Source organism: Dongshaea marina, from assembly GCF_003072645.1.
GTDB classification, from domain to species: domain Bacteria; phylum Pseudomonadota; class Gammaproteobacteria; order Enterobacterales; family Aeromonadaceae; genus Dongshaea; species Dongshaea marina.
In genome coordinates this window covers 969496-994810 of the sequence record NZ_CP028897.1, presented here as the reverse complement: position 1 = coordinate 994810, position 25315 = coordinate 969496, and the positions used below count along the sequence as shown (strand labels likewise).

At 50.2% G+C, this 25315-nt stretch carries 27 protein-coding genes, 1 tRNA gene and 2 pseudogenes; 7 read left to right on the top strand and 23 right to left on the bottom strand.

Translation table 11 applies throughout. From position 1 onward, the window contains the following. Window positions 1–21 precede the first annotated feature (21 nt). The 19 genes and pseudogenes from DB847_RS04930 to DB847_RS04855 form a co-directional block, all read right to left on the bottom strand. Window positions 22–387 (bottom strand): flagellar protein FlaG, encoded by a 366-nt coding sequence (locus DB847_RS04930; protein ID WP_108649700.1) that lies wholly within the window; start codon window positions 385–387, stop codon window positions 22–24. A 77-nt stretch (window positions 388–464) separates the two neighbouring features. Further along, a complete protein-coding gene (locus DB847_RS26300; RefSeq protein WP_108649699.1) occupies window positions 465–2438 on the bottom strand; it encodes a flagellin N-terminal helical domain-containing protein in 1974 nt (657 codons plus the stop codon). Between the two features lie 175 nt (window positions 2439–2613). Beyond that, entirely contained in the window at window positions 2614–4584 is a 1971-nt protein-coding gene (locus DB847_RS04920; protein ID WP_108649698.1) for a flagellin N-terminal helical domain-containing protein, read from the bottom strand. A gap of 108 nt (window positions 4585–4692) precedes the next feature. Continuing rightward, window positions 4693–6198, bottom strand: a complete 1506-nt coding sequence (gene flgL, locus DB847_RS04915; protein WP_108649697.1) for a flagellar hook-associated protein FlgL — start codon at window positions 6196–6198, stop codon at window positions 4693–4695. A gap of 60 nt (window positions 6199–6258) precedes the next feature. Beyond that, window positions 6259–8382, bottom strand: coding sequence for a flagellar hook-associated protein FlgK (flgK, locus tag DB847_RS04910; protein WP_108649696.1), 2124 nt, complete (start codon window positions 8380–8382; stop codon window positions 6259–6261). Between the two features lie 12 nt (window positions 8383–8394). Then, window positions 8395–9345, bottom strand: a complete 951-nt coding sequence (gene flgJ, locus DB847_RS04905) for a flagellar assembly peptidoglycan hydrolase FlgJ (protein WP_108649695.1) — start codon at window positions 9343–9345, stop codon at window positions 8395–8397. Between the two features lie 64 nt (window positions 9346–9409). Further along, window positions 9410–10501 carry a flagellar basal body P-ring protein FlgI gene (locus tag DB847_RS04900; RefSeq protein WP_108649694.1) on the bottom strand — a complete coding sequence of 364 codons (1092 nt, stop codon included), beginning with the start codon at window positions 10499–10501 and terminating at the stop codon, window positions 9410–9412. Window positions 10502–10513: 12 nt separating this feature from the next. Then, the gene (flgH, locus tag DB847_RS04895) at window positions 10514–11194 is read right to left on the bottom strand and encodes a flagellar basal body L-ring protein FlgH (RefSeq protein WP_108652905.1); all 681 of its coding nucleotides are present in this window, start codon (window positions 11192–11194) and stop codon (window positions 10514–10516) included. Window positions 11195–11206: 12 nt separating this feature from the next. Continuing rightward, window positions 11207–11994, bottom strand: a pseudogene (flgG, locus tag DB847_RS04890) (flagellar basal-body rod protein FlgG). A gap of 15 nt (window positions 11995–12009) precedes the next feature. After that, window positions 12010–12753, bottom strand: coding sequence for a flagellar basal body rod protein FlgF (locus DB847_RS04885; protein WP_108649693.1), 744 nt, complete (start codon window positions 12751–12753; stop codon window positions 12010–12012). Window positions 12754–12854: 101 nt separating this feature from the next. Next, entirely contained in the window at window positions 12855–12950 is a 96-nt protein-coding gene (locus DB847_RS26550; RefSeq protein WP_407644454.1) for a flagellar basal body rod C-terminal domain-containing protein, read from the bottom strand. Window positions 12951–12971: 21 nt separating this feature from the next. Beyond that, window positions 12972–13298, bottom strand: a pseudogene (locus DB847_RS24775) (flagellar hook-basal body complex protein); the annotation flags it as partial. Window positions 13299–13348: 50 nt separating this feature from the next. Next, entirely contained in the window at window positions 13349–13633 is a 285-nt protein-coding gene (locus DB847_RS24770) for a hypothetical protein (protein ID WP_199911730.1), read from the bottom strand. 2 nt (window positions 13634–13635) lie between these two features. Next, window positions 13636–14340 carry a flagellar hook-basal body complex protein gene (locus DB847_RS24765; RefSeq protein ID WP_199911729.1) on the bottom strand — a complete coding sequence of 235 codons (705 nt, stop codon included), beginning with the start codon at window positions 14338–14340 and terminating at the stop codon, window positions 13636–13638. A 21-nt stretch (window positions 14341–14361) separates the two neighbouring features. Then, window positions 14362–15051: a flagellar hook assembly protein FlgD gene (locus tag DB847_RS04875; protein WP_108649692.1), complete on the bottom strand. Its 690-nt coding sequence runs from the start codon at window positions 15049–15051 to the stop codon at window positions 14362–14364. Between the two features lie 13 nt (window positions 15052–15064). Continuing rightward, window positions 15065–15496: a flagellar basal body rod protein FlgC gene (gene flgC / locus DB847_RS04870; RefSeq protein WP_108649691.1), complete on the bottom strand. Its 432-nt coding sequence runs from the start codon at window positions 15494–15496 to the stop codon at window positions 15065–15067. After that, window positions 15493–15894 carry a flagellar basal body rod protein FlgB gene (gene flgB, locus DB847_RS04865; RefSeq protein ID WP_108649690.1) on the bottom strand — a complete coding sequence of 134 codons (402 nt, stop codon included), beginning with the start codon at window positions 15892–15894 and terminating at the stop codon, window positions 15493–15495. Before flgB ends, flgC begins: the two co-directional genes overlap by 4 nt. Before the next feature lie 112 nt (window positions 15895–16006). Further along, entirely contained in the window at window positions 16007–16858 is an 852-nt protein-coding gene (locus tag DB847_RS04860; RefSeq protein WP_108649689.1) for a CheR family methyltransferase, read from the bottom strand. Between the two features lie 29 nt (window positions 16859–16887). Further along, the gene (locus tag DB847_RS04855) at window positions 16888–17799 is read right to left on the bottom strand and encodes a chemotaxis protein CheV (RefSeq protein WP_108649688.1); all 912 of its coding nucleotides are present in this window, start codon (window positions 17797–17799) and stop codon (window positions 16888–16890) included. Window positions 17800–17947: 148 nt separating this feature from the next. Here DB847_RS04855 and flgA point away from each other — a divergent pair, with 148 nt between their 5' ends. From flgA to flgN, 3 genes are all read left to right on the top strand, one after another. Beyond that, window positions 17948–18628 carry a flagellar basal body P-ring formation chaperone FlgA gene (flgA, locus tag DB847_RS04850; protein WP_108649687.1) on the top strand — a complete coding sequence of 227 codons (681 nt, stop codon included), beginning with the start codon at window positions 17948–17950 and terminating at the stop codon, window positions 18626–18628. 91 nt (window positions 18629–18719) lie between these two features. After that, entirely contained in the window at window positions 18720–19040 is a 321-nt protein-coding gene (gene flgM / locus DB847_RS04845) for a flagellar biosynthesis anti-sigma factor FlgM (RefSeq protein ID WP_159084410.1), read from the top strand. After that, entirely contained in the window at window positions 19037–19456 is a 420-nt protein-coding gene (flgN, locus tag DB847_RS04840; RefSeq protein WP_108649685.1) for a flagellar protein FlgN, read from the top strand. Before flgM ends, flgN begins: the two co-directional genes overlap by 4 nt. Window positions 19457–19942: 486 nt before the next feature. Here the strand turns inward: flgN and DB847_RS04835 are convergent, their stop codons facing one another. Together DB847_RS04835 and DB847_RS04830 are read right to left on the bottom strand one after the other, a co-directional pair. Then, window positions 19943–20416, bottom strand: a complete 474-nt coding sequence (locus DB847_RS04835) for an LPP20 family lipoprotein (protein ID WP_108649684.1) — start codon at window positions 20414–20416, stop codon at window positions 19943–19945. Window positions 20417–20425: 9 nt separating this feature from the next. Further along, window positions 20426–21115 carry a FlgO family outer membrane protein gene (locus DB847_RS04830; protein ID WP_108649683.1) on the bottom strand — a complete coding sequence of 230 codons (690 nt, stop codon included), beginning with the start codon at window positions 21113–21115 and terminating at the stop codon, window positions 20426–20428. 122 nt (window positions 21116–21237) lie between these two features. On the opposite strand from DB847_RS04830, the gene DB847_RS04825 reads away from it, so the two are divergent. The 4 genes from DB847_RS04825 to DB847_RS04810 all read left to right on the top strand — a co-directional run bounded on the left by DB847_RS04825 (window position 21238) and on the right by DB847_RS04810 (window position 23990). Next, window positions 21238–22401 carry a flagellar assembly protein T N-terminal domain-containing protein gene (locus DB847_RS04825; RefSeq protein ID WP_234418517.1) on the top strand — a complete coding sequence of 388 codons (1164 nt, stop codon included), beginning with the start codon at window positions 21238–21240 and terminating at the stop codon, window positions 22399–22401. Window positions 22402–22451: 50 nt separating this feature from the next. Further along, window positions 22452–22528: transfer RNA gene (locus tag DB847_RS04820), tRNA-Arg, on the top strand. A gap of 320 nt (window positions 22529–22848) precedes the next feature. After that, window positions 22849–23589: an HNH endonuclease gene (locus tag DB847_RS04815; protein ID WP_108649681.1), complete on the top strand. Its 741-nt coding sequence runs from the start codon at window positions 22849–22851 to the stop codon at window positions 23587–23589. Next, a complete protein-coding gene (locus DB847_RS04810) occupies window positions 23589–23990 on the top strand; it encodes a (deoxy)nucleoside triphosphate pyrophosphohydrolase (RefSeq protein ID WP_199911728.1) in 402 nt (133 codons plus the stop codon). Before DB847_RS04815 ends, DB847_RS04810 begins: the two co-directional genes overlap by 1 nt. Before the next feature lie 47 nt (window positions 23991–24037). On the opposite strand, the gene DB847_RS04805 is transcribed toward DB847_RS04810, so the two are convergent. Both DB847_RS04805 and DB847_RS24240 read right to left on the bottom strand, forming a co-directional pair. Further along, a complete protein-coding gene (locus DB847_RS04805; RefSeq protein WP_108649679.1) occupies window positions 24038–24481 on the bottom strand; it encodes an SF0329 family protein in 444 nt (147 codons plus the stop codon). Window positions 24482–24677: 196 nt separating this feature from the next. Further along, complete coding sequence (locus DB847_RS24240) at window positions 24678–25211, bottom strand: DUF4160 domain-containing protein (protein ID WP_159084408.1); 534 nt, start codon at window positions 25209–25211, stop codon at window positions 24678–24680. Window positions 25212–25315 lie beyond the last annotated feature (104 nt).

Genomic DNA, 25315 nt, shown 5'->3' with positions numbered 1-25315 from the left:
TAAAATCCTCTTTATCCAGATTTACACCTGACTACTAAATAATAGCCCAACTACTTTGTCCAAGTTTCGTGCCAATTGCAGCAAATCCTCCGAAGGGATCTGCTTTATTGCCTCTCCGGTATTTTTATCAAACACCATAATCACCTGACGCCCGCTGGACTCATCCACCGAAAAGCTGATTTGCCGTTGCATCAGCTGTACATGAGCATTTAGTGTCTCCATTGTCTCACGCACTGCCTGAGGATCAAGTTCAGCTAGCGATTGCTGTACATTATCCCTAACCTCCTCATTCCTGGCATCTGGTTTAGGCATTTGGGGCTGTGAGGCTCGCTCTGCCGGTGATGTCTGCTGCAGTACACTGCGGCTACCTTCAAGCTCCTGGCTCATAATCTCCCCCTCTCTTCTAGCCTAAAGCTCCCCGAGTTTCCCCGGGGAGCTTCCTTACTTTAAAAATTCCTCCTGACTTATCCGAGCAGTGACAGGACACTCTGACCTGAGGCATTCGCCTGAGCCAGCATAGAGATACCTGCCTGCTGCAAGATCTGCGACTTACTCAGAGATGAGGTCTCAGACGCAAAGTCCGCATCCCGGATCCGAGAGTTCGCTGCGCTTAGGTTCTGTGAGACATTCTCAAGATTCGAGATGGTTGAGGTCAGGCGATTCTGGATCGCACCAAGCTCAGCCCGGTTTTCTGAGATAGTCACGAGAGCATCATCGATCCGCTCAATAGTGTTCTCCGCATTGGCAACCGAGGTGACATTCAACCCGGTACCAACCGCTGTCTCATTACCACCCTGATCAATCAAGCCAAGCTTGGCAAGAGAAGTATCCTTGAGAGCCTCGCTGGTCGCGGTGCTGTAAACAGTGACATCTTTACCATCCACACCAGTCAGGGTAATCGCCCCTCGGTAAGTAATCTCTGAGACGATTCCCGTACCTGACGGATCTTCGAAATGGAGGCTACCGCTCACAATACTAATATCCTGACCCGATGCAGACACCAGCTTAACCTGACCACTGGTCGCATCGGCTTCAGCAACCAAACCACCAATGCCAGCTGCATTAATGATCGCTACTGCAGAGTCCAGACTGGTCGCTAAGGATAAGGTTATGCTACCTACACCATTGATTGTCAATGCACTAGCGCCCTGGGCAGTATTTATATTCAAGCTAAAATCAAGTTCCGTTCTCGCGGCAGCTGTGACGTCAGTTTGAGAGCTAAGGGCATTAATCGCAAACGCCTTGTCCGCCGCTGAATTCCCGGTAACATCGCCTAATTTCACACCGTTGATAACAATACCATCAGAGCTGGTAATGCCGTGATTGCTCGCAGCCGCCATGGCAGAGATAACACCTGAATTAGTCCCCCCCACAACCAGATCGGAGCCGGTACTCCGGTTGAAGCCAAACGTTTGAATATCATCATTGGTACCAACTGAGTTGGTCGTTATGGTAATAGCACTGTTGTCCTGGCTGGTCAAAGAAAGGTACCCAGCATAGGTATCATTCACCAATCCGATCTGCGCACCACCGGCATCAATGATAATCGACTGGCCATCATCATTACTCAGCACCAGGGAGTCACCAGCCCCCACTTTCGCGGTAACCCCTCCGACCTCCTGATTAATCTTATCCACTAGCTCAGTCATTGAACCGGTGGCAGCAAGGACAGTACCATTGATGGAAAATGTTCCATCGGTAACCCCGGTCTGGTTACCAGTTCCTTCCAATACGTTATAAGCAGTGGCAGTAACTCCACTGAGGCCCTTCACATCATTAAATGCGGCCAAGTGCAGTGACATCGCAGCACCAGCAGTTAAAGACATGGCTACCCCATTGACCGTCACATCACCATTATCAACAGCAGCAGCACCCGCAGTATCAATCCGGCCTCCATTGAGCTCACCGATACCGGACACTGCGTTCAGATTCAGTGCCCCAGTAGTCGCAGCAGCAATAGAGAATGAGAGACGCTCGCCAGTATTTGCCCCAATCTGCAAGCTAGTGGAAGAATTCGAGCCATCGAGCAGGTTGACCCCGTTAAACTGGGTAACGGTGGCGATACGATCCAGCTCAGCATAAAGTTGATCGATCTCTTTTTGAATCGATGCCCGGTTAGAAGCTGAGTTGGTATCGTTGGCCGATTGAACTGCCAACTCACGCATCCGCTGCAAGATGTTGGTCATCTCCTGCATAGACCCCTCTGCGGTCTGAGCCATGGAGATACCATCGTTAGCGTTACGTGCCGCTTGATTCAGGCCACGAATTTGAGATTCCATCCCGGTGGAGATCGCCAGACCCGCCGCATCATCTTTAGCACTGTTGATCCGCAAACCAGAGGAGAGTCGCTCCATCGCCTGGTTTTGCATCATTTGCGATTTACCCAGCTGACGCTGTGCATTGATCGACATTACATTGGTGTTTACAACGAAAGGCATAATAAGCTCCTCATGCTCAACACACTCCGACCCAGGAAATACTGCAGATCGGCGACTTTTGATACCTCCTTATCGGCGATAGCTGAGGAAGCTTTAGTCAATTTTTAACCTATTTGGCTCTGCGTTTTACAAGAAAAAGGGCAGCAAATGCTGCCCTTTAATACCATGAAGATCACTATCCCTGAAGAAGCGATAGTACATTCTGAGTGCTGGCATTGGCTTGGGCCAGCATGGAGATACCTGCCTGCTGGAGGATCTGCGCCTTACTAAGGGCAGAGGTCTCCGCCGCGAAATCCGCATCCTTAATTCGCGAGTTTGCCGCCGACAAGTTCTGAGACACATTCTCAAGATTAGAGATGGTAGAGTTTAAGCGGTTCTGAATCGCACCTAAGCTCGCCCGAGTATCAGAGATCTGTTGAAGTGCTGCATCGATTCGCTCAATAGTATTCTCTGCATTAGCAACCGTCGTCACGCTCAAGCCAATTCCAACGGCAGTAGAGTTCCCCCCCTGATCGCTCAATCCAAGTTTTTCAAGAGCACTTTCTTTTGCGGCTTCATCCGAAGCCGAGCTAGTTACCACAACATCCTTACCATCCTGACCGGTCAAGGTAATCGCTCCTCGGTAGGTTATCTCTGAGACGATTCCCGTGCCTGCCGGATCCTCGAAATGGAGACTACCACTCACAATGCTGATATCCTGACCCGATGCTGAGATCAGCTTGACCTGACCACTGCTCGCATCGGCCTCAGCAACCAAACCACCAATTCCAGCCGCATTAATAATCGCTACTGCAGAGTCCAGACTGGTCGCTAAGGATAAGGTTATGCTACCTACACCATTGATTGTCAATGCACTAGCGCCCTGGGCAGTATTTATATTCAAGCTAAAATCAAGTTCCGTTCTCGCGGCAGCTGTGACGTCAGTTTGAGAGCTAAGGGCATTAATCGCAAACGCCTTGTCCGCCGCTGAATTCCCGGTAACATCGCCTAATTTCACACCGTTGATAACAATACCATCAGAGGCAGTAATGCCGTGATTGCTCGCAGCCGCCATGGCAGAGATAACACCTGAATTGGTTCCCCCCACAACCAGATCGGAGCCGGTACTCCGGTTGAAGCCTATTTCATTTAATTCAGAGGTTACTCCGGTGCTGGTCAAGCCAATCTCAATTGCAGAGTTATCCTGACTGGTCAAGGCGAGGTAACCACCATAGATATCATCGACTAACCCAATCTGAGCACCACCAGCATTAATAACAATGCCTCCCCCATCATCATTGCTCAAAATCAAAGAGTTTCCGGAACCAATTTTTGCAGTAACCCCTCCGACCTCCTGGTTAATCGTATCGATCAACTCCTGCATTGAGCCAGTCGCGCCGATCGTCGTACTATTAATCTGGAAGGTCCCATCGGTCACCCCGCTTTGGTTTTTGGTTCCCTCAAGCACGTTGTAAGAGGTCGCGGTCACTCCGGTCAGACCTTTTACTGTATTAAAGGCTTCAACCATGGCAGTCATTGCTGCGCCTGCAGCAAAATTGATTTTGACTCCATTAACTGTCACTGTACTATCAGCCCCAGCACCACCTGTATCCACTCGTCCACCATTAAGCTCTCCAATTCCTGAGACCGCATTCAGGTTAAGGGCTGTCGTGGTTACAGCGTCAATGGAAAAGGCGAGATTCTCTCCAGCGTTTGCACCTATTTGTAGGCTTGTCGAACCACCAGATCCATCCAGCACCTTCACCCCATTGAACTGAGTCACCTCTGCGATACGATCCAATTCAGCATAGAGCTGATCGATCTCTTTCTGAATGGATGCCCGGTTAGACGCCGAGTTGGTATCATTAGCCGCCTGAATCGCCAGCTCACGCATCCGCTGCAGAATGTTGGACATCTCATCCATCGCACCCTCTGCAGTCTGCGACATGGAGATACCGTCGTTCGCATTACGTACCGCCTGGTTTAGGCCTCGGATTTGCGATTCCATGCCGGTTGAAATGGCAAGACCTGCCGCATCATCTTTAGCGCTGTTGATCCGCAGGCCGGATGAGAGTCGCTCCATAGCCATATTCTGCTTGAGTTGCGACTTATTTAGTTGACGCTGAGCATTGAGCGACATGATATTGGTGTTAATAATTTGAGGCATAACTTGTTCCTCACTTAACTTCCAGTTTTGACAGCCTGCGGCAAACTCTTGCCATTACAGTGTCGATTGTTTAACCACACACAGATCAAGCGAAATGTGTGCCATATCCTAAAGAAAATTAAATAAGCTTAAATTTTGCAGTTGCACAAAGGTTTGCTGAGCCACCTGCAAAGAGGTTAGCTCAAGCTGAAATTCAGAGATGGCTTCGGCCATATCCAGATCCTCGAGCTGAGAGAGCACCTTTTGTGAAGTGAGTTTGAAGTCCTCACTCGACTCACGTTGCCTCTCTATAGTGTTGAGCCGAGCCCCCACACTGGAGCGAATGTTTTTCACCCGATCCAAGGCACTATCAACCTGTAGCTTTGACATATTGAGCTGATTCTCAATCTTTGCCTCGATCACATCACCTTCGCCAGGGATACGCAGTGCAGCGATCGCTTGCTGAAGCGTTGCAAAAACCGACTGCTGACTGGCTGGCTCCAAATACATCACATCTTTATCAAAGGGTTTACCTTTGATCTGAGTTTTCAGGCCATTAAATTCGATATCTTGATTCTCTTCATACTGAGTCGCCCCAACAAAAGCGGTCAGCTCCATGGTGTCGCCTGTAACTGGAGTTCCCGAAATCTCCAGGCTGACTCCATTAACCACAACTGTTTGGGGATTGGTATTTGAAGAGTCATATTGAGGAACAGCTGTATTTCCCCCCACAATCACATCAAAGGTATTCGGGGCCGTTTGAGTAAAAACGATATTAGTCGTGCCATTTGCCTCAGGATAAAGTGCCGTTGGCTGTTGTGTGGCAAATCCCGCATCTGTAGGATCCAAAGAGGCAATCTTCACCGTTGCCGAACCGGTAAAAGTTGCCGTTTGCTTGATGCCATACACCCGATACTCGATATCAGCCCCGGGAGTGGGCTCATTCATTGAGATGGAGTAGCTGTTCCCGGAAAAGGTTGAGTGCACCGTTTCATCAATCACCTGGGCTTCATCAATAACCCCGGAACCCTGATTTGAATCAGCTACGCTCGAAAGATAGGTGCCGTTTCCGGTAGCAATATTCATGAAGGCGTAATCACCCGCCTCATTACCTGAGATCTTTACTCCAGGGCCAATCTGGTAGTTACGAACCCCATCATCACCATGGTAATCCACGGTACCAAACTCGTTGACCTGAAACGGCTGAGTATCCACCTCGTAACCGGAAAAGATATATTGGCCATTGGCATCCCGGGTATTAGCAACTCCGATCAATTCCTCTCGAACCTGCTCAAGTTCCGTAGCCAGAGCCTCCCGGTTATCTGTGTTGTAGGTACCATTTCCTGCCGCAACCAGTAGCTCCCTGGAACGCTGCAGCAGATTAACCGCCTGAGCAATACTGGTTTCCTCAATCGCATTACTGTTGGCAGCCAGTTCACCATTTTGAATATGCTTTTCACTGACAGAGATATCCTGACGCAACCGCTGAATCGCCGAAATCGCCACAGGATCGTCCGAGCCATGGACCACCTCTTTTTGCTCCGAGAGATGGGTCTGCAGCTCACTCAGATTAGCCTGGCGTTTAACCACGCTGGTTACACTGCGATCGTAAAACATCTGGGTGGAGATCCGCACAGCTAAACTCCTAGTCGCTCCGCTCGTTCATTGATTTAACCGCTGCATAAACTGCGCCAGTTAACGGATTGACTGCAATATGGTGTCAAACAGCTCGTTAGCCACAGTAATAACCCGCGCCGAGGCGTTATAGGATTGCTGATAACGGATGAGATTTGAGGCTTCCTCGTCGAGGTTCACCCCGGAGATCGCCTGCAATCGCTCCCTGGATTGATTGAGGAGGGTTTCGCTGGAGGTAAGACTTATCTCGGCATTTTTGGTGATGGCACCAACCCAGGAGATCATCGCACTATAGTTATCCTGGAAGGTCTGCTTACCCTGCCCGAGAATCTTATCGGTCTGCAGCTGCGCCATCAGCAGAGCGTTACGGTTATCACCATCGCCGGTTTCGTTATAACTAATAGTGAACTGATCACCAACTGCAGGGCCGCCACTGATGCCATCAAACTCCAGGGTTACCCCGGCAAACTGCATCCCGCTGTAACGGTTGGAGAGAATATCCAAAGAAAAACCAAGGTTATTTAACTGATCTCCTGCATTCTTGGTAACTGCAGCCCCGGTATTATCGATTAATGTATAACTTTCACCAGCTGGCACCGTAATCACGGTTCCGGCACTATCGCGGATCTCGTACTGATATACAGTTGGAGGTCCTGCCGCAACACCGGTAAAGGCGATCGTCATCGGCTGATTTTTGACCGGGTAGAGCCCATCGGCCCGATCATCAATCGAGGTAACCGAAAGGGTGGCATTACCAGTATTGGTCGAAACAGCGGCAACCTTTACCTCAGCATCCGCCGCAGCGACCTTGCGGGGATCATCCTGAATCAAAGAAAGATCATTGGCCGCGGTTCGGGTCGGCCTGATGGTAAAGCGCTTGCCAACCTGGGGAGGATCGCCTGCCGAGATACTCTCGATCCCAAGGGATAACCCGGTGTTTGGAATCGTGATCCGCTGGTTCACAGTTAAGTCCTGAGCGCCCGCTGCAGGAAGGTTCGAAGTAGCCCCTGTGGTGAGATTAGTTAACTCAAACTGAATAGCCTCTGGGCCTGGTGCTGCTGGTGTATAGCTAATTACTCTAAGCTCATACTCATCAATCGTCATCAAAGAGAGATCATCGATACGCAAGCTAAGCTGCGCCTCACCCAAACTATCATTGTGACTCATCACCCGGCCACGCTGTGCCGTAGTGCTGTTGTAATCGTAAAACAGCGGTTCACCGATGGCACCATCAAGATCCTGCCCCTGCTTCTGCTGCTCATTGATCGAATGAGTAATCCCCATCGCATTGAGACCCAGACTGGTAAAGGTTGGAACCAACACTTGATCGCGGACATCATACAGAGATTGCAGGGACCCCCCTAAAACCGTTCCATCAACCGGGATCTGGGCACCGCTCGCTTCAATCACCACCTGAATATCCTGAGTATCAGGATTACCAGGCTGGGTACCTAGCACTGTAGCCTGAGCACCCAGCACCAAAGGCTGTCCTGTGCCCATGGTGACATTCACCATGCCATTACTTAGCTTGATAACAGAAACATTCACCAATTCACTGAGCTGACGGATCTGCTCGTCACGCTGATCGGCAAGATCGTTCGCCTCACGACTGGTATCCCCACTGAGGGCCGTCAGAATATCCAGATTGATCTTGGCGATGTTATCGGAAAAGGTATTAATAGACTCGACAGTGCGCTCAATATCATCATTAACGCTATCAAATTGGAGGCGCGCCTGGTCATAGAGGCGATTAAAGGTGTTTACCATATTCTTGGCATCTTCGATAAACACACTGCGCGCCTCTATGGTGTTGGGGTGATCGGCAAACCCATTGATCGACGAAAACATGCTCAGCATATCCTGGGAGACCGAGGTATCTTCATCGGATACCACACTGTCAATCCGGGCTGCATTGGTAAAGCGAGTCTCAAAGTAACTCTGAGAGGTGGTGTTAATGATGTACTCGCTATAAGCAAACTCGCTAAACTGACGGCTAATGCTGCCGATCTGGGCTCCCCGCCCCATAAATATATTCCCCTGGCGCTCAGCACCACGAGTTTCAGCAAGGGTGACCTGCCGGCTATACCCCTCGGTATTGATATTGGCTATATTATGCGCCGTGGTATTCAGGCTCGCCTGAGAGACATTAAGCCCGGATAAGCCGATTTGAAAAAGATTAGACATAATCAGAACTCCTTACAGGGCCCTGTCACCAGACAGCTGAGGAATAGATTCAAACACCCGCATAACCTTGGAGGCATACTTAGGATCGGTGGCATAGCCCGCCTGCTGGAGTTTTTCAATAAAACGCTCGGGATCGGCAGCACTCTGCAGCGCCTCACGATAACGAGGGTTGCGCTGTAAAAACTCGACATAGTCACCAAAGCTCTGACTGAAATCATCATAGGAGCGAAAGTTCGCACTCTGCTTAACCGCAACTCCCTCTTTATACTCAAGTGTGGTAACCCGGGTGCTCTCCCCCTGCCAGGAGGGATCTGCCTTGATATTAAAGAGGTTAAAGCTGCTCTCGCCATTGAGCCTGCGTAGCAGCTTCTTGCCCCACCCCGTCTCCAGTGCCGCCTGCGCCAGCAAAACAAGAGGGGAGGTTCCAAGCTTTTCTGCAGCTCCTTTTGCCAGTGGGAGCAAGGTATCGATAAAGCTCTTAGGAGAATCAAATGCGGTTGGTTCAACTGTTTTTTCGATTGGCTGAGCTTTGGATACAACAGGCTTATCTCCCGTCTCAGCTGATTTTTCTGCAAGAGGCGCGGCCTTCGCTGTGCTATGTTGACTTCCCATCGCCCCATAACCACTGGCTTGGCCCGGTAAAATCGCTCCCTGAGTTGGTGAGAGTTGTTCAACCATCAGCTGGGCCAACCCAAGGCTACCCTTTTGGCTCATCTCAACAGCCATCTGCTGATCCAGCATCCCCTGATAAAACCGGGTGTAGTGGCTGTTAAAGGGAGAGTCTGCCTCAAACACCCGGTTTGCCTCACGCATCCGGGTCAGCAACATCTGAGTAAAGAAGGATTCAAACTGCTGAGCAGCCTTGAGCAGTGGCTTTCTCGAGTCCGCGGCAGTCAGAGACTCCTGGCGTAATCGATCCAGAGATTTAATATCAGTAAAGAGTGTCGGATCCATGCCATTCATTAGAACCGCTCCTGGCAACTCATTGCTTCAGCAAGTAACAGAACCATGCATGGTTAGTGCCAGTTCAAATAATGATCAGCTCACCCTCGATAGCCCCTGCCTGCTTGAGCGCCTCCAGAATCGCCATCAGATCGCCTGGCGCAACCCCAACCTGGTTGATCGCCCGCACCAATTCATCCAAAGTGGTACCCGTATCGAGCTTGAACATCCGCATATTCTTCTGCTCAACATTGATCTCACTATCAGGGGTTACGACTGTGTCACCGCCAGATAGCGGCTCAGGCTGGGAGACCTGGGGGTTTTCTGTAATCGAGACGGTCAAACCACCATGGGTGATGGCGGCAGGTTTTAGCCGCACATGCTGGCCGATCACTATGGTACCGGTGCGGGAATTGACGATGATCCGCGCACTCTCATCGGCAGGTTTCACATCAAGGTTTTCAAGGGCCGAAAGATAGGCCACTCTCTGAGCAACATCTCGGGGAGCCCGGACCTCGATTGAAGTGGCATCCATCGGGCGAGCAATCCCTCCCCCAAGCAGTTGATTGATCGCATCCGAGACTCGCTTCGCCGTGGTAAAGTCTGGGCGGTGCAGATTAAAGATAAGATGATCGCCGGTAGCAAAGGCACTCGGAACCGCACGTTCCACCACTCCCCCATTAGGGATCCGCCCTACCGTCGGGGTATTTACCAAAACCTTAGAGCCGTCAGCCCCCTCAGCGCCAAGACCTGAAACTATCAAAGAGCCCTGTGCAATGGCATATACCTGACCATCCACTCCCTTGAGGAAGGTCCGAAGCAGGGTGCCGCCTCGCAGGCTTTTCGCCTCACCAATCGCCGAAACCGTAACGTCGATTTTTTGACCAGGTTTGGCAAAGGCGGGTAGATCACCGTGAATAATCACCGCGGCACTGTTTTTAATTTTGGGTGTCGCATTGTCTGCAAGTCGGATCCCAAAATGATTGAGCATGGCGCGAAAAGATTGTTCGGTAAATTTACTACTCTTCTCACCGGTTCCTGGTAATCCAACTACCAGGCCGTAACCGATCAGTTGATTGGAGCGAACCCCCTGAACCGAGGTCATATCTTTGAGCCGGGCAGCTTCCACCGGCAAGGTTAGCAGGGCAAAAGTGCATACTATGATTATGAATCGCATCAGCTCACCCCACTAGAATGGCCACCATTGGCTGTTGAAGAAACGAGACAGCCATCCTGCCTCCTGGGAGTTGGCAAAATCACCGGTACCACCATATTGGATCCTGGCATTGGCTACCCGGTAGGACTCGACCTGGTTCAGGGAGTCAATATCTTCGGGACGCACCACCCCGGTGAGGCGAATATACTCATTGCCGTTATTGAGCATCATCCACTTCTCACCGCGGATCACCAGGTTGCCATTCGACAGCACCTTGGTCACAGTAACTGAGATATTTCCGCGTAGGTTATTGCTCTGATCAGCCTTACCAGCCCCGGTAAATTCACTCTCTCGATTAAATCCTGCCGATATCTGATTAAAACCCAGGGCATTGATGGTCTCCCCACCAATTTTTAGGGGGGTCGTGGTGGTAAAACTATTATCCTTGCTATGTGTCGAGTTGGCTTTTTTAGAGGCTGTTGTGGTCTCATTCAAGGTGACAGTGATAATGTCTCCCACCTTGAGTCCCCTGACATCAGAGTAGAGATTATTCGCATAACCACGCTGATAAATTGAGCCTGTTGGAACCATATTGACCTCGGGCTCATCGGGGTAGACTGGCGCATAGTCAGGATCATCCGGTGTAGCAACCGGATAGGGCGAGGCACATCCGCCCAACAGAACTAACAGCAACATGCCCAACAACAGTCTCATCATGGTGTCACCTTACAACTGCTGGTTGACGAACGACATCATCTGGTCAACCGCAGAGATCACCTTAGAGTTGATCTCATAAATGCGCTGTGACTGAATCAGATTCACCAGCTCTTCGGTCACATTGACATTGGATGTTTCCAGCATTCCCTGCTTGATATCACCAAATCCATCGGCTGCTGCGGTCCCTGCGATGGGGGCTCCACTTGACTGAGTCTCTATAAATAGATTCTCCCCCATTGGCTCAAGTCCCACGGGGTTAATAAAATCGGTCAGAGTGATCTGTCCCAGCTCCTGAGGCGCCGCTTGTCCCGCCAGCTGCACCGAAACCGTTCCATCAGTACCAATGGTGATGCTCTGTGCGTTATTCGGGATCTGAATTTGTGGCTGTAGCACATAGCCCACGCCCGGGGTTACGATCGTTCCCTCATCATTCATGGTGAACTGACCGTTGCGGGTATAAGCAGAGGTGCCATCCGGGAGCTGGATTTCATAGAAGCCCCGACCACTGATCATTATATCCAGTGAGTTATCTGTGGTTTGAACATTACCCTGGCTAAAGGTTTTTTGGGTGGCGACCACCTTGGAGCCCACCCCCAGCATCAAACCCGAAGGTAGCTCGGTATCCGCCGAGGAGCGTCCCCCGGTTGATTGATGTTTTGATAAAGAAGATCCTCAAAGATGGCCCGGGATTTTTTATACCCCACGGTACTGGCATTCGCCAGGTTATTGGAGACCACCGAAATGTTGGTCTGTTGGGCATCGAGGCCCGTTTTGCTGATCCATAATGCAGGATTCATACTAGCCTCCTAAAATCATCTCATTCTGAGCAGTCGCTCCTGAGCCTGATCATTTTCCTCTGCGGTCTTCATCATCTTGACCTGGGTTTCAAACTGACGCTGTAACTGAATAAGGTGGGTCATCTCCGCCACAACATTCACATTGCTCGATTCAAGCTTGCCATTGGCAAGGCGTACATCGGCAGAGACCGCCTCCGCCTCTCCATCTTTGCGCCGAAACAGCCCGTCATTTCCTTTATAGAGATCCTGGATTTGCGGGTTCACCAGCTTTAACTGTTGAAAGTCTTCAGGGATATCCGGGGTCGCCCCCGCCAATAAGCCGTGGATGGTGCCATCTTTGTTGATCACGATTTTGTCCATCTGCGGCAAGATAATCGGATTCCCCCCTACATCGACCAGGGTTAATCCTGTGCTGGTTTGTAGCTCTCCGGTCACAGAAATGCTGAGATTACCCATCCGGGTAAAGGCCTCTTCACCCTTGCTGTCCTTTACTACCAGCCAGCCCTCTCCCTTAACCGCAACATCCAGCTCCCTACCTGTGGTGATGTAAGAACCCTGGTCATAGTTGGTAGCCGCTCGCTCCGTCATGGAGAACACCCGAGTCGGCAGCCCTTCACCAAAGGCTTGCATGGCACGAGCCTGTTGAAAGTCGCTCTTAAAACCTATGGTGCTGGCATTGGCCAGGTTATTGGCCCGCTTGGCCATGCTCACCATATTCTCTTTGGCTCCCGTCATGGAGACATACAACAAGCGATCCATACGACACTCCAGTCAATTCGGTGACTACCTGGAGAAATGCAAGGGGGGTGCCAGAAATGAGCAAGGCGGCTATCGCCGCCTTGCTCAAGAGGATATTCAGGTTAACGGATCTGCAGGATTGTTTGCTGGAGGCTACTGTTAACTTCAAGGGCCCGTGAGTTGGCCTGGAAGTTCCGCTGCGCGGTGATGAGATCCACCAGCTCAGCCGTGAGGTTTACATTCGACTGCTCAAGGGCCGCCGAGTTGATGGTACCAAAGGTTCCTGAGTTCGCCTCACCTGCGATGGCAACCCCGGAGTCCTGACTCTCTTTCCAGCTGGTTTCACCGTTTTGTCTCAGCCCCTGCTCGTTAGAAAAACGCACCAGGGCCACTCTTGACAGAGGAGTAGATGTACCATTGGAGTAGGTCGCCTTCACCAAACCATCGGATCCGATATCGACACCGGTTAAGCGCCCTACCGTCAGTCCATTCTGCTCAAGGTTGGTCACCTCAAATTCGGAGGCAAATTGGGTGGTCTCTGTGGTACTAAAACGCAGGGTCAGTTGCTGGCTACCATCGGCTCCCGCCCCAAGTACCCCGGCTCCTGCTGTGCCACCTAAGCTGGTGACCCCAGAGACTGAAGAGTGATAGTGGCAGGGCTGGTGCCACCACTCGTTAGCATGGAGCCACTTGCATCAAAGGTCAATACTGCACCTCTATGAGTGCCTACAGTCATACTTACGAAGTCTCCCGCATCGGTATTCGCACCGGTGTCATCCAAATCATCCGCGATACCATCCGGAGTCTGAGTTCGCCCGCTAGATGGAAGCGTCATCCCCGTCTCAAAGTCAACCTGGTACTGGCCTGCATTTGGAGTATTATCGCCTGTATCCGTAACCACATTCACTGCCGTATTATCAACAAAGGCGAAAACTCCCCAGTGGTTTGCTCCTGTATAGGAGCCCCTGCGGGTTTCACGAAATACATGGTGACAGTATGGGCCTCACCCAATGAATCATAAACCGTCATCGAGGTTGCCGCGTTATAGGTGGTGGTATTGGCCGGATCAAAATTAGCAACAGTGAGTGCTGTTTCGGCTGCTGGCAAATTCAGTGAAATGTCGAGAATTGATGTCTGGACCGGCACTCCGGCAGTCTCTGGTACCTGCACCGTACCCGAAGTCCCGAGACTTACCGAAGATGAACTTCCATCGGTATTCACCGGAAAACCTCTTAAGAAGTTACTGTTTGAGTCCACTACATAGTTGTCTTTATCCAGCTTAAAGGCTCCCGCCCGGGTAAAGGTATAATCCAGAGAGGTTGGCTCAGAGGAGGTCACAAAGAAACCGGAGCCGGTGATCGCCAGATCAAACGGGTTGTTGGTGAACTGCAACGAGCCCTGATGAAACTGCTGGGCAACGGTTGAGGTGCTCACACCATCCCCCACCTTGGTTTTACCCGCGGTGAAGATAGAGGAGGCATACACATCGGCAAATTCAGCACGGGACTCTTTAAAGCCTGTGGTATTCACGTTCGCGATGTTGTTTGCCGTGGTATCCAGATCTTTTTGAGCGGCATTGATCCCACTGAGGGCGATATTAAAAGACATGATGCTACCCCTTTGTACACCTTATGAAGCGACTTCAATCACTTCGTTAAGCTTAATTCCACCCAATCCCTGCAAGTTAAGTACCACATCGCTCATTCCCTGACCGAGGCTCACGCTATCCACATGGGCAAAGGTCGCAACCGGCAACTCCTCGCGATTACCTTCAATAAGACCAGTGGCCTTGATTTTGTACATGCCAGCAGGCAAAGGGTTGCCGCTTTGATCCTGGCCATCCCAGCTAAAGCTGACATTTCCTGCCGCCTGATCGCCTAAATTATAAGAGCGCAATAGCTCACCATTGGCCCCTTCAATTTGCAGCAATACATTACCGGCTGACAGTGGAAGATTGATCTTGCCCGAAATATCCTGCCCCTCCTGCATATGTGAGGTATTAGATGGGATCAGGACACTCTTACCCACCAGCCCTGAAACCTGCAAAGCCTGGCCCGAGGTCATCACTGAGTTGAGACTCTCCATCTCTTCGGTCATCTTAGTGATCCCCTCCAGGGTACTGAAAGAGGTCATCTGGCTAATCATCTGGGTGTTATCCACCGGTTTAAAAGGATCCTGATAGGAGAGCTCCTGGGTCAGCAACTTGAAAAAGTCCTCCTGATCCAACTGCTTATTGTTCGGATCTTCGGCTTTCTGGGCATTGGCTTGCTCAGTCTGACGCAAGACATCCAGATAAGGGTTGTTGCTAATTTGAGTCATCTGCTATCTCCCCTTAACCTTTCCCCATCCGCAGTGTCTGCAGCAACATCTGCTTGGCGGAATCTGCAATCTGTACATTGGTCTGATATGAGCGGGAGGCGCTAATCATATCGGTCATCTCTTCCACCACATTGACATTCGGTTTGTAGATATAACCATCCTTATCTGCCATCGGGTGATTGGGGTTATACTCTGCGCGCAGTGGCGCATCACTCTCTACAATTCCCAACACCTCTACCCCAACGGCATTACTCCCCTGATCGCTACTACCGAACATCGCTTTTTGCAGCTCTGCGGCAAAGACCGGCCGCCTGGCACGAAAAGTCTCCTCAACACTGGAGCTGACACTCTCTGCATTAGCAAGGTTCGATGAGGTGGTATTGAGGCGCACCGACTGAGCACTCATCGCAGAGCCGGCAATATCAAAGACATTGAAAAGACTCATCTCTGACCTCCTTTAATCGCTTTGAGAAGACCAGAGATCTTGGAGTTAAGAAAAGTCAGGGAGCTCTGGTACTGCAGGTGGTTGGTAAAAAACTCCGTGCGCTCACGCTGGACATCCACCGTATTGCCATCCCCGGTATCTGGCTGCTCCGGGATCCTGAATTTAAGATCGCCATCCATCTGTGCTGAGCCCTGAATGTGCTGCTCATGGGTACGCGACAGATTAAACTGCTGCATCCCCTTCGCATGCTCCAGTGCGGCCTCAAAGTCGAGATCCTGAGCCTTATAGCCCGGAGTATCAGCATTGGCAATATTCCCCGATAACACTTCGGAACGCCGATTGCGTACCTCAAGGGTGTATTGGTGAATGCCAAGTGCCTTATCGAATGAAATAGCCATAAGCGCCTCCTGGAATTTTTTTTGCAAAATATGTTCCAGATATTTGGGGATTATGGGTTGGAAGGAATAAAAAAGAGCACCCACCCGGAGTGCTCTGAAGAAGTGAACCCGATTATCGATTAAACACAGAGCCCTTGGCGTCTTTCACCTGGTACACGATCCCCGGGTTACAGCGAATCATCTCAAAACGCTCAGTAAGACCGGTAAGTGATTCAGAGGCGCCTAGCATCAGGTAGCCACCGGGGTTAAGACTGTTGGCAAACTGGTTGAGGATCTTGGATTTCACATCAGCCGAAAAGTAGATCAACACGTTTCGACAGAAGATGATGTCAAATTTCCCCAGCAGACTGTAGTTATCCAACAAGTTAAAGGAGCGGAAGGTCACCAGCTGTTTGACCCTGTCCACCACCCGCATCCGGTTGTTATCACAAGGCTCAAAAAACTGACGTTTGCGATCAAGGGACAAACCCCGAGCCAGAGCCAGGGAGTCATATTCACCTTTCTGACAATGCTCCAACATCTCAACCGAGATATCTGTACCTATGATCTCGGCGCCACCGGAGAGAGTCCCGGGCTTTTTGATCTGGTGCTCCAGAACCGTCATCGCAATTGAGTAGGGCTCCTGCCCTGATGAGCTGGCCGCAGACCAGATCTTAACCTTACGAGCCGGTTTAGCAACATCAGGAAGCAGCCTGTCTGTTAACAGCTGATAAGGATAGACATCACGGAACCACAGAGTCTCATTGGTGGTCATCGCATCGATCACCGACATCTGCAGATCCCGCTCTCGCATCAGCATAGAGCGATTAATCAGATCGGTCAGATCCGGACTGTCATATTTAGCCATCAGCGGTGTCAGGCGACTCTTAACCAGATACTGCTTGTTATCACCGAGTACGATGCCGCTCTTACGTTCCAGAAAATCGCTGAACTTCTTATAAAGATCGTCAGGTATCGTTTTCATGAGGTACCATCTTTATCGTTATCCATAACCTATAAAGCAGCCTGTACCGCTTTAGCGAGTTCGTCCGGGTTAAACTTCGCAATAAAGTTATTTGCCCCAACTTTCTGTACCATTGCCTGATTAAAGATCCCGCTCAATGAGGTATGCAGGATCACATGCAGCCCCTTAAGGCGTTGATCGTTGCGGATTTCAGCGGTTAATGTATAGCCATCCATCTCCGGCATCTCGATATCTGAAATAACCAAAGAGATCTGATCTTCGATCGGGCCGTTTTCCGCCATCTCCTGGAGCTTAACCAGTGCCTCTTTACCATCTTTAACCAAAATACAGCTCATTCCTATCGCCTGAACGGCTCGCTGCACCTGCTTGCGGGCAACGGATGAGTCATCCGCAACCAGAATCGGCAACTCACTGAGATCCTTTCCTGTGCTCTCTTCAAGAACCTCTGCACTGACATCCATATCCAGCGGCGAAATCTCGTGAAGAATTTTTTCAACATCCAGGATCTCGACCAGCTCACCATCCACTTCGGTGACCGCTGTCATATAGTTAAAACGACCGGCACCTTCAGGAGGAGGTAAGATCGCCTCCCAGTTCATATTGATGATCCGTTCCACCGAACCCACCAAAAATCCCTGAATCGAACGGTTATATTCTGAGATGATGATGAAGCACTTGGTTGGATCTTCGATAGCCCGTCCCCCGGTCGCCATACTAAAATCGATGACCGAGATGGTTTGCCCCCGAATGTGTGCCACCCCGCGAATACAGGGATGCAGCTTAGGCATGCTGGTTAATGGGGGGCACTGCAAGACCTCCTTCACCTTGAATACATTGATGCCGAATCTTTGACGACCAGCCAGTTTGAAAAGCAGAAGTTCCAGCCGGTTTTGTCCGACTAGCTGGGTTCTTTGGTTGACCGAGTCTAATATGCCTGCCATAGCGTGCTCCAGTTTAAAGTCCGGCATGAAACTTGCGTTTCTCACTCTCATGGAACGAGTGGCACGGTTTCATCTTAACTTTGTCCTTTGTATAGCATAGACAAGTTTGAAACAGAGCGTCATTTTGAATCCGAACAAAGAGGTTCAAATGCGAAATACCCATCTCATACTCATGTTACTAGCAGTGGTTGCCTCACAAGGCAAGGCTGCTGAGTTTCATCAGCATATTGAGGCAGAGGTAAAGCAATTTATGCAACAGCAGATCAATGCTCCGAGCGACAGCCGCCTCAACCTCAAGGTCACAGGCGTTGACCGTCGGCTTAACCTTCCGGTCTGCAAGGGTCCTCTCAAGCTAAGATTACCGGGCAACGGAAAGATAAAGCGCAATACTCCTGTGCATGTGACCTGCTCCGATCCTGCCTGGAATATCTATGTTCCGGTTCGGGTCAGCTATCAGCAGCCTCAGGTTGTTGCCGTTCGCAATATGGGAAAGGGACAAAGGATCACCCAAAACGATCTCAAGATCGCCTACTTTGATCGCCTGGTGATCCGCAACAACGGTTTTCAGGATCCCAAGCGCCTCATCGGCACCCGACTCAAGCGGGATGTCCGGATCAATATGCCCATTTTGCAACACAATATCTGCGTAGTTTGCAAACAGGATAAGGTGAATATTATTGCGAAAAGCGACTCCATCATGCTGCGCACCACGGGAGTCGCATTGGGAGATGCGCGTTACGGGCAAACAGTTTCCGTGAAAAATATCCGCTCAGGGCGTAAAATAACAGCAAGAGTCACCGGTGTGGCTCGGGTGGAAGTTGCCCTATGAGTAGCATTTCCCGTAATTTTTACTAAAGGATTATGTGGAGTTGCCGATACAATGGACAGAAAGATGGGTTTCCTAAGGTTGGATGGTTAAGATGTCTATTCATATCAATAACATCGGTCATGATGCTAAGCAGCGAATCGACCAGGCGAATAAAAAGTCTGATCCGCAAGTTGCTGGTGATCAACAGCCACAAGCCACCTCACAGGCTAAACCTGATGCGGTACTTCTCACCAAGCAGGCCCAGCAGCTCACTGAGCTGGAGAAACAGCTTGCCACCTCAGATAGCAGCCGTGCTGAGCGTGTCGCTGAGCTTAAAGCAGCCATCGCAGATGGAAGCTATCAGGTTAACCATGAACAAGTGGCTAAAAAAATGTTTACACTTGAGTCTGAATTAGAAAAAATAGCCAAATGAACGAATGGTTAGATACTCTGAATCAGCAACTCAATCAGCTCAAACAGCTTCAGGAACTGTTGGCGCAGGAGCGCCTGGCTCTTGAAAAACGTCAAATCAAGCCTCTTTCACAGCTCGTCGAACAAAAACAGCTACTGCTGGTGAAGATTGCAGAGCTGGATCAACAGCTCACCACTCATCCCGACTTCGAAACACTCCAGGAGCAACATGCCAAAGAGCTTGAAGAGGTTCGTCGTCAGCTCGAAAATTGCCAGAAAGAGAATGCAGTCAATGGCGAAATCATCGAACGCAGCCTGAGTACCACCAACCGCCTGTCACAACTCCTGACCCGCCTGCAGCACCCTGATACCATGACCTATAGCAAAAAAGGCACAGCCCAGGGTGGCACCCTGTCAGGCAAAGGGATCAAGGCCTGAGCCTTAAACTAATCCTACAAGCTCGAATATATTTTCCCCTCCCCTCATAGGCTCTATTGATGGTTCAACTGTGAACCAGTATCTCCTGAAAATGCTCTGCTTACGATGCAATCACACCATTTAGTGATATCAGTCTTTATTGGGTCATATTTCAGATCTATTGCTGATATTTAAGATGAGTAAGTTTTAACATCATCGAACTGGAATGAGCTATCAGGGATGGCAGCACGGCAATAGAGACTCCGGAAGTAAGTTACAACCTGAGTAACGCACACGAAGCAAAGAGCTAAGCGGGAAAAGAGTCTCATGGAAGAGGCCCGGATTCACAGCGTGTCGCTCATGATTGAGCCAGACACCACAATAGATGTAATTCCCCCCCATCTAACCATAGCGGCAGTTTCCTGCCGCCTAAAGAACTCCTACAGCAGGGACATAAAAAATCCCGGGCAGAGTGCCCGGGATTCTTGCAGTACGTATAACCTCCACTCAGAAGCGCCTTGTCGCAGCTCCCTGGGATGAACGTCCACCAAAAGCACCCTGAGTCAACTGATGAACAAGCTTCATATCGAGCTCCAGGCGAGTGACATAGACATTGTCCAGGGCATAGCTCTGCACAACCCTGGCTCCCCGCACCAGGCCATCGACCGAGGCCTGAAGCTGGCTATCTTTTTGAACCACGTTGCCCAGGCGGGTTTGACCATGAACCCTCTGGCCATAGACCTGTTCGCTCAGTTCACGATATGCATCAAGCTTAGAGGCCCGAATCGCCTGCAGCATCTTTTGTGTCTTGGAGGGGCCTGGTTGTTCCAGGATAGGTGCGTAACCCACAGCTGTCAGCACCGGAAGCTCTGCAGGAGCATAGGCCTTATGTTGATCGGACGATGAAAAAATCCCGCTCAATGAAGAGCAACCACTCAGAAGCAGGATCCCCCCCGCCACCAGCCACCCTCGGTAAAACATAGTTTACTCCTAATGTGTGAGCTCCACACTGTGCCCGCTACCATTAAAGCGCATCTCATCGCGACTCAGGTGACCACCTGAGGTGGTCACGGAGCGACCGCGCATCTCATAGGGGATCAACACCATATCGGGAAGAAATCCCTGAGCGGTTGCATCTACAAACTTGCTCTCAAGCTCGATGATCCGGGTATTGATCAGGATCCCATTACCACTTTGAGACATGGTACCGGTCAGGATCCGCCGGATGGGTAACCGTTTGGCCAGGTCTTTCCAGTTTCGACTCAATACAAAGTCTCCCTTGGGGGTGATCCGGATGTTACCGGTCAGCTTGTAATCGACCACTGGCAATCCGCGGCGATGCAATTCGTGGATAAAACTCTCGGCCAACTGCTGCCCCAGATTGTTGGTTCGCTTCAGGGTCGTCAGATCAACAAAGGAAGCAACGGCGATCGGCGATTGATTCTCCTTGTTTACATCATTCCCTAGCAATTGGTCGGCCATATCAGACACAACCTGATTAATTTCGCTTTGAGGGGGGATCCTTTCCTTCTCTTCCTGAGGTACCGGCTTGGGCTGGACCGGTGGGGGTTCAGGTTGACTACTACAGGCACTAAGCCCGAGTAACAACATCAGCATGATGCTCAGGGTCTTCATCTTATTACCTCCGGCAGGCCATCTGATCTCTCTATCGGTCACCATGGCCAATTCTTGAGAATTTAAAACCATTAGAGCAGGCACAAATTCTGCTTATATCCAATAAATAGCTGACACCTTGGTTTAACTGTATGCAAAAAAGATGCTTATTGCTTATGCTCCTGCTGATGTTTATGCAATCAGCCTATGCCGCATGGTTTCAGGGCGTCGGTTCAGCCCCCATCATCAATGGTGATAAGGCGTTTGCCCGGGAGCAGGCGATGCGCCTGGCTCTCAAGCAGGCTCTGCTAAAATCTGGCTCCTCAATCTCCAGCCTGCAACAGGTCGAGGATGGCATCCTGACTCAGGATACGATTCAGATCCGCAGCAACAGTGAGATAAGAGGCTATGAGATCACCTGGGAGAGAGTAATCAACGGCAATATGTTGATTGGCGTCCAGGCCGACATTACCCCCGAGCTTTCCAGCTGCAAGGGCCCTAGTTATGCAAAGTCCCTGGTGTTGGCACGTTTTCGAACCGAAAATCCGACCCAGGCACGCAATGGCCAGCTCTTTGAGCTCAATCGAGCCATTTCAGGCTATCTGCACCAGCTACTGGCTGAATCAACAGCCGATCTGGTGACCCACCCCTGGCTGGATCACAACCTGAATCTCAATCCAGACAAAATTCTGACTCGCCAGGACCGAAACCCCGAGCAGCTCCTGAGTATCGGACGAAATAGTGACAGCCAATACGTCCTGTTCGGGGTGATCCGAGATATCGCGCTGCTGGACAAGTCACGCCTGTCACTCACAGTTCCCGAAACCTGGCTCAACCGGGATGCCTGGCTGGACAAGGTGCGGATCGACAAACGCTCCCTGGCCCTGCAGGTCTATCTTTATGACAGCTATCACGGCACCCTGGAGATGGAGCGCCTCTATCAATTTACCCAAAAGTGGGATTTTAACGATACCGCCAAAGTCGATGTTTACAGTAATAATTTCTGGAGCAGTAAGTTTGGCCAGACCACGGCCCAGCTGCTGGACCAGGTGCAGATGGATGTGCTTGATTTTCTAAAATGCCGCAAGCCCCAGGGACGGATCATCCGGGTCAGCGGGGAGAAGTTGGAGATCAATCTGGGGCGACGCCACGGCCTCAAGGTCGGCGATAAGCTCAGGATCAATCATCAGGCATCCTTTATCGATCAAAGTGGCCTGTTCCGTGACCTGCAACGTCCCATTCGAGCCCAGATGGAAGTTGCTCATCTGCAGGAATATAGCGCAACACTGGTCCCGGTGAACAAATATCCGGCAACCAACATCCAGATCCGCGATCTGACCCTGATTGATTGAGTAAGATGGCTTTTCAAAGCCCTTAAATTCAGTATAATCAGCAGCACACGGCTCCCGTAGCTCAGCTGGATAGAGCAGGCCCCTCCTAAGGGCAAGGTCGGACGTTCGAATCGTCTCGGGAGCGCCAAGAATATCAAGGGGTTACAGCACATCGCGCTGTAACCCCTTCTTCATTTTTGAGTTAGGGGTACACTCAGGGGTACACAGTTACAAAAGTGAAAACCACTTCAAGCTATCACTCACAAACGAGCTAACCTTTTGCTGAGTGATAATGCACCTGCAAAATCGGCATCTCTGTTTCTCATTCTTTCAAGTTTGCAGTATTGTACGGCTCAGAGTATCTAACACCTATATGACTTATATGACCACAATCCCCCAGTTACTCCCGGCTCTATACTCGATAACACCCAGCTATGTGACATATTTGGATGCAGCCCTCAAGGTGGCATGCGCCGTGCGCATAAGACCAACACGTTGGTTATCATCTCAAACCACGTTAAATCTATTTATGATGATCGTTGGGAAGGTAATACTCTCCATTACACAGGCATGGGGACAAACGGTGATCAGAGTTTATCTTTTGCACAAAACAAAACTCTCGCAGAGTCAGGAAGCAACGGCGTAGGGGTTCACTTATTCGAAGTATTTCGAGACAAAGAATACACCTACGTTGGAGAGGTGACTCTTTGTGGTAGCCCTTACCAAGAGCCACAACCTGATGTAAACGGTGACAGCAGGCTTGCTTATATTTTTCCGTTGAAGGTGGCATTAGGTAGTAGGGTTGTATCTCAAGACAATCTGCAGGCACTAGAAAAAAAGCGCTCTAAAGCGGCAAAAGCTCTATCAGATGAAACCCTAAAAGAGAGAGCAGCAAAAAGCCGAAAGCAACCTGGCACATTCAAGCAAGAAGCTACTCAATATGAGAGAAGCATTTGGGTAGCCGAGTATGCGAAGAGGCAGGCAGGAGGTATTTGCCAACTTTGTTTACAGCCTGCGCCATTTCACAACGCCAAAGGTGAGCCCTACCTTGAGACTCATCATATCACTTGGTTAGCGAGAGGAGGTGAAGACACCATAGAAAACACCGTTGCACTATGCCCCAACTGCCATAAAAAAATGCACATTGTTGATGATAGACAAGATGTACTCACTCTTCAGCAACGCACAAGGCATGTGGATACAGCATAATGAGAAAACACATCGAAGTTGTAGCTGCAATTATAACATTCGAAGACCAGTACCTTGCAGTTCAACGTGGCTCCGCCGGACTTGATTACATTCGCCACAAGTGGGAGTTCCCAGGTGGGAAAGTCGAATTAGGTGAGTCACTCGAAGACGCAATTCAGCGTGAACTTCAAGAAGAACTCGCACTCTCTATAAGCAGCCCACAATTATTGATCACTGTGGAACACGACTACCCAGACTTCGATATCACCATGCATTGTTTTGTTGTAAATGTTGATAGTAGAGAGATTGTGTTAACTGAGCATGTTGCCAAGCGCTGGCTAACTAAAGATAGCCTGATGGACGTTGATTGGGCCGCAGCTGATATCCCTGCCGTACACAAAATCATGGACAGCTACAGATAGAAAGGGGCTCGGCCTGAGCAAACAGAATTACTCCATATAAGTCTTTACTAGGCCAGTCGAGCTTCCATCAATCTGTGAGCAGCTTTGCTGGTGGTCGACTGTTTGAATTTAGCAAGGCGTCGCAAACCGACACGACGGTCAGAGGCTCTGAGCAGGTCCACCAGCCCCCAGCGATCCTGGTCAAATGACCGGGACAGTAATTCCCCCTTGGGAGTATCAATGTAATCGCGGATCAGCGCTGAAATATCTGAGACATCAGTGATATAGGGGTAGTGTCCTTCATCCGTAAGCCTCTTAGCCTTTTCACTCTCACTAAAGTCCCTTGGATAGTCCCAGATAACCTCTTTACCCAGGGTTATCCAATATCGAGGGCAGTCTGTACTACCACGTTGAGAGCCCATCCGATACACCCGGCAGTGCAGCTGCAAGTCCAGCCCCTCTGCTCGTAGCTGATAAAACTCTCTTTGAAGCTTGCTCCAACGTTTAGACACTTATTTCTCCAGACAATCCATAGCAAAAGAAAAGGTGCCGTTAGGCACCCTCTCATAATATTAAGCTCAACCTCATAAGTCACAAGCTATGCATACAGCAATCAGCATCGTCTCTCAGGGTGACTCACTCCATACCTTACACAGATTGCCACAAGCCTAGGCAGGTGGCATCTATGCTTCGCAATTTTCAACTCTATCAACAGACTTCATGGTGCCCGAATTGAGCGATCGCATCGTGCATCATTAAAGGATCGAGATCCAAATCTCCCGGCCAGCATACAGCACCATGGGCAATGAAAGCTTGAGAAAATAACTCGGGGTCCTTGAGAGGTGAAAGAGCGCCAGTTAGCCATGCCGGTGCAATCGAAACTGTGCCAGATACTGCATCTCTAAATGTCACCTCAAGCAGAAGATGTTTAACTACTCTTACTTGTTCAACATGCCACGGTGTCGTCACCGGCCCTACTTCAAAGTCGAGTGGTGCAATCTTACGGGGAAGCTGTTCTTTTTCGCATAAAGCCCAGTTCCCCAATAGCTCTTTACGGTATTTGGATGCCCATTCCAGTACCATCTTTTCAGCACGCTTGGGTAGCTTCCCTTCGAGCACCGTCAGGGTTAGGATATCAACCAAGATTTCATCTTCTTCATAAGTGGCATAAAAATGAGGAGGTTGATGCTCTCGCCAGTACATCGCAATCACGATCCCATAAAATATTGATATTGTTGTCACCGTCAATCCTCTTTGAACTCTGAATCACTTTGCTAATGGGCGATGGCTTCATCAAGTCTGCTGCCGCTCACCAGCGCACCGCTCCGTGACTTCATAGTTATAGC

Bases quoted from the DNA above. Each gene is read 5' to 3' on its own strand.
- DB847_RS04930 (WP_108649700.1), bottom strand. From the start codon at position 387: ATGAGCCAGGAGCTTGAAGGTAGCCGCAGTGTACTGCAGCAGACATCA.
- DB847_RS26300 (WP_108649699.1), bottom strand. From the start codon at position 2,438: ATGCCTTTCGTTGTAAACACCAATGTAATGTCGATCAATGCACAGCGT.
- DB847_RS04920 (WP_108649698.1), bottom strand. From the start codon at position 4,584: ATGCCTCAAATTATTAACACCAATATCATGTCGCTCAATGCTCAGCGT.
- flgK (WP_108649696.1), bottom strand. From the start codon at position 8,382: ATGTCTAATCTTTTTCAAATCGGCTTATCCGGGCTTAATGTCTCTCAG.
- flgJ (WP_108649695.1), bottom strand. From the start codon at position 9,345: ATGAATGGCATGGATCCGACACTCTTTACTGATATTAAATCTCTGGAT.
- DB847_RS04900 (WP_108649694.1), bottom strand. From the start codon at position 10,501: ATGCGATTCATAATCATAGTATGCACTTTTGCCCTGCTAACCTTGCCG.
- flgH (WP_108652905.1), bottom strand. From the start codon at position 11,194: ATGAGACTGTTGTTGGGCATGTTGCTGTTAGTTCTGTTGGGCGGATGT.
- DB847_RS04885 (WP_108649693.1), bottom strand. From the start codon at position 12,753: ATGGATCGCTTGTTGTATGTCTCCATGACGGGAGCCAAAGAGAATATG.
- DB847_RS24765 (WP_199911729.1), bottom strand. From the start codon at position 14,340: ATGTCTTTTAATATCGCCCTCAGTGGGATCAATGCCGCTCAAAAAGAT.
- DB847_RS04875 (WP_108649692.1), bottom strand. From the start codon at position 15,051: ATGACTCAAATTAGCAACAACCCTTATCTGGATGTCTTGCGTCAGACT.
- flgC (WP_108649691.1), bottom strand. From the start codon at position 15,496: ATGAGTCTTTTCAATGTCTTTGATATTGCCGGCTCTGCGATGAGTGCT.
- flgB (WP_108649690.1), bottom strand. From the start codon at position 15,894: ATGGCTATTTCATTCGATAAGGCACTTGGCATTCACCAATACACCCTT.
- DB847_RS04860 (WP_108649689.1), bottom strand. From the start codon at position 16,858: ATGAAAACGATACCTGACGATCTTTATAAGAAGTTCAGCGATTTTCTG.
- DB847_RS04855 (WP_108649688.1), bottom strand. From the start codon at position 17,799: ATGGCAGGCATATTAGACTCGGTCAACCAAAGAACCCAGCTAGTCGGA.
- flgA (WP_108649687.1), top strand. From the start codon at position 17,948: ATGCGAAATACCCATCTCATACTCATGTTACTAGCAGTGGTTGCCTCA.
- flgM (WP_159084410.1), top strand. From the start codon at position 18,720: ATGTCTATTCATATCAATAACATCGGTCATGATGCTAAGCAGCGAATC.
- flgN (WP_108649685.1), top strand. From the start codon at position 19,037: ATGAACGAATGGTTAGATACTCTGAATCAGCAACTCAATCAGCTCAAA.
- DB847_RS04835 (WP_108649684.1), bottom strand. From the start codon at position 20,416: ATGTTTTACCGAGGGTGGCTGGTGGCGGGGGGGATCCTGCTTCTGAGT.
- DB847_RS04830 (WP_108649683.1), bottom strand. From the start codon at position 21,115: ATGGTGACCGATAGAGAGATCAGATGGCCTGCCGGAGGTAATAAGATG.
- DB847_RS04825 (WP_234418517.1), top strand. From the start codon at position 21,238: ATGTTTATGCAATCAGCCTATGCCGCATGGTTTCAGGGCGTCGGTTCA.
- DB847_RS04815 (WP_108649681.1), top strand. From the start codon at position 22,849: ATGCGCCGTGCGCATAAGACCAACACGTTGGTTATCATCTCAAACCAC.
- DB847_RS04810 (WP_199911728.1), top strand. From the start codon at position 23,589: ATGAGAAAACACATCGAAGTTGTAGCTGCAATTATAACATTCGAAGAC.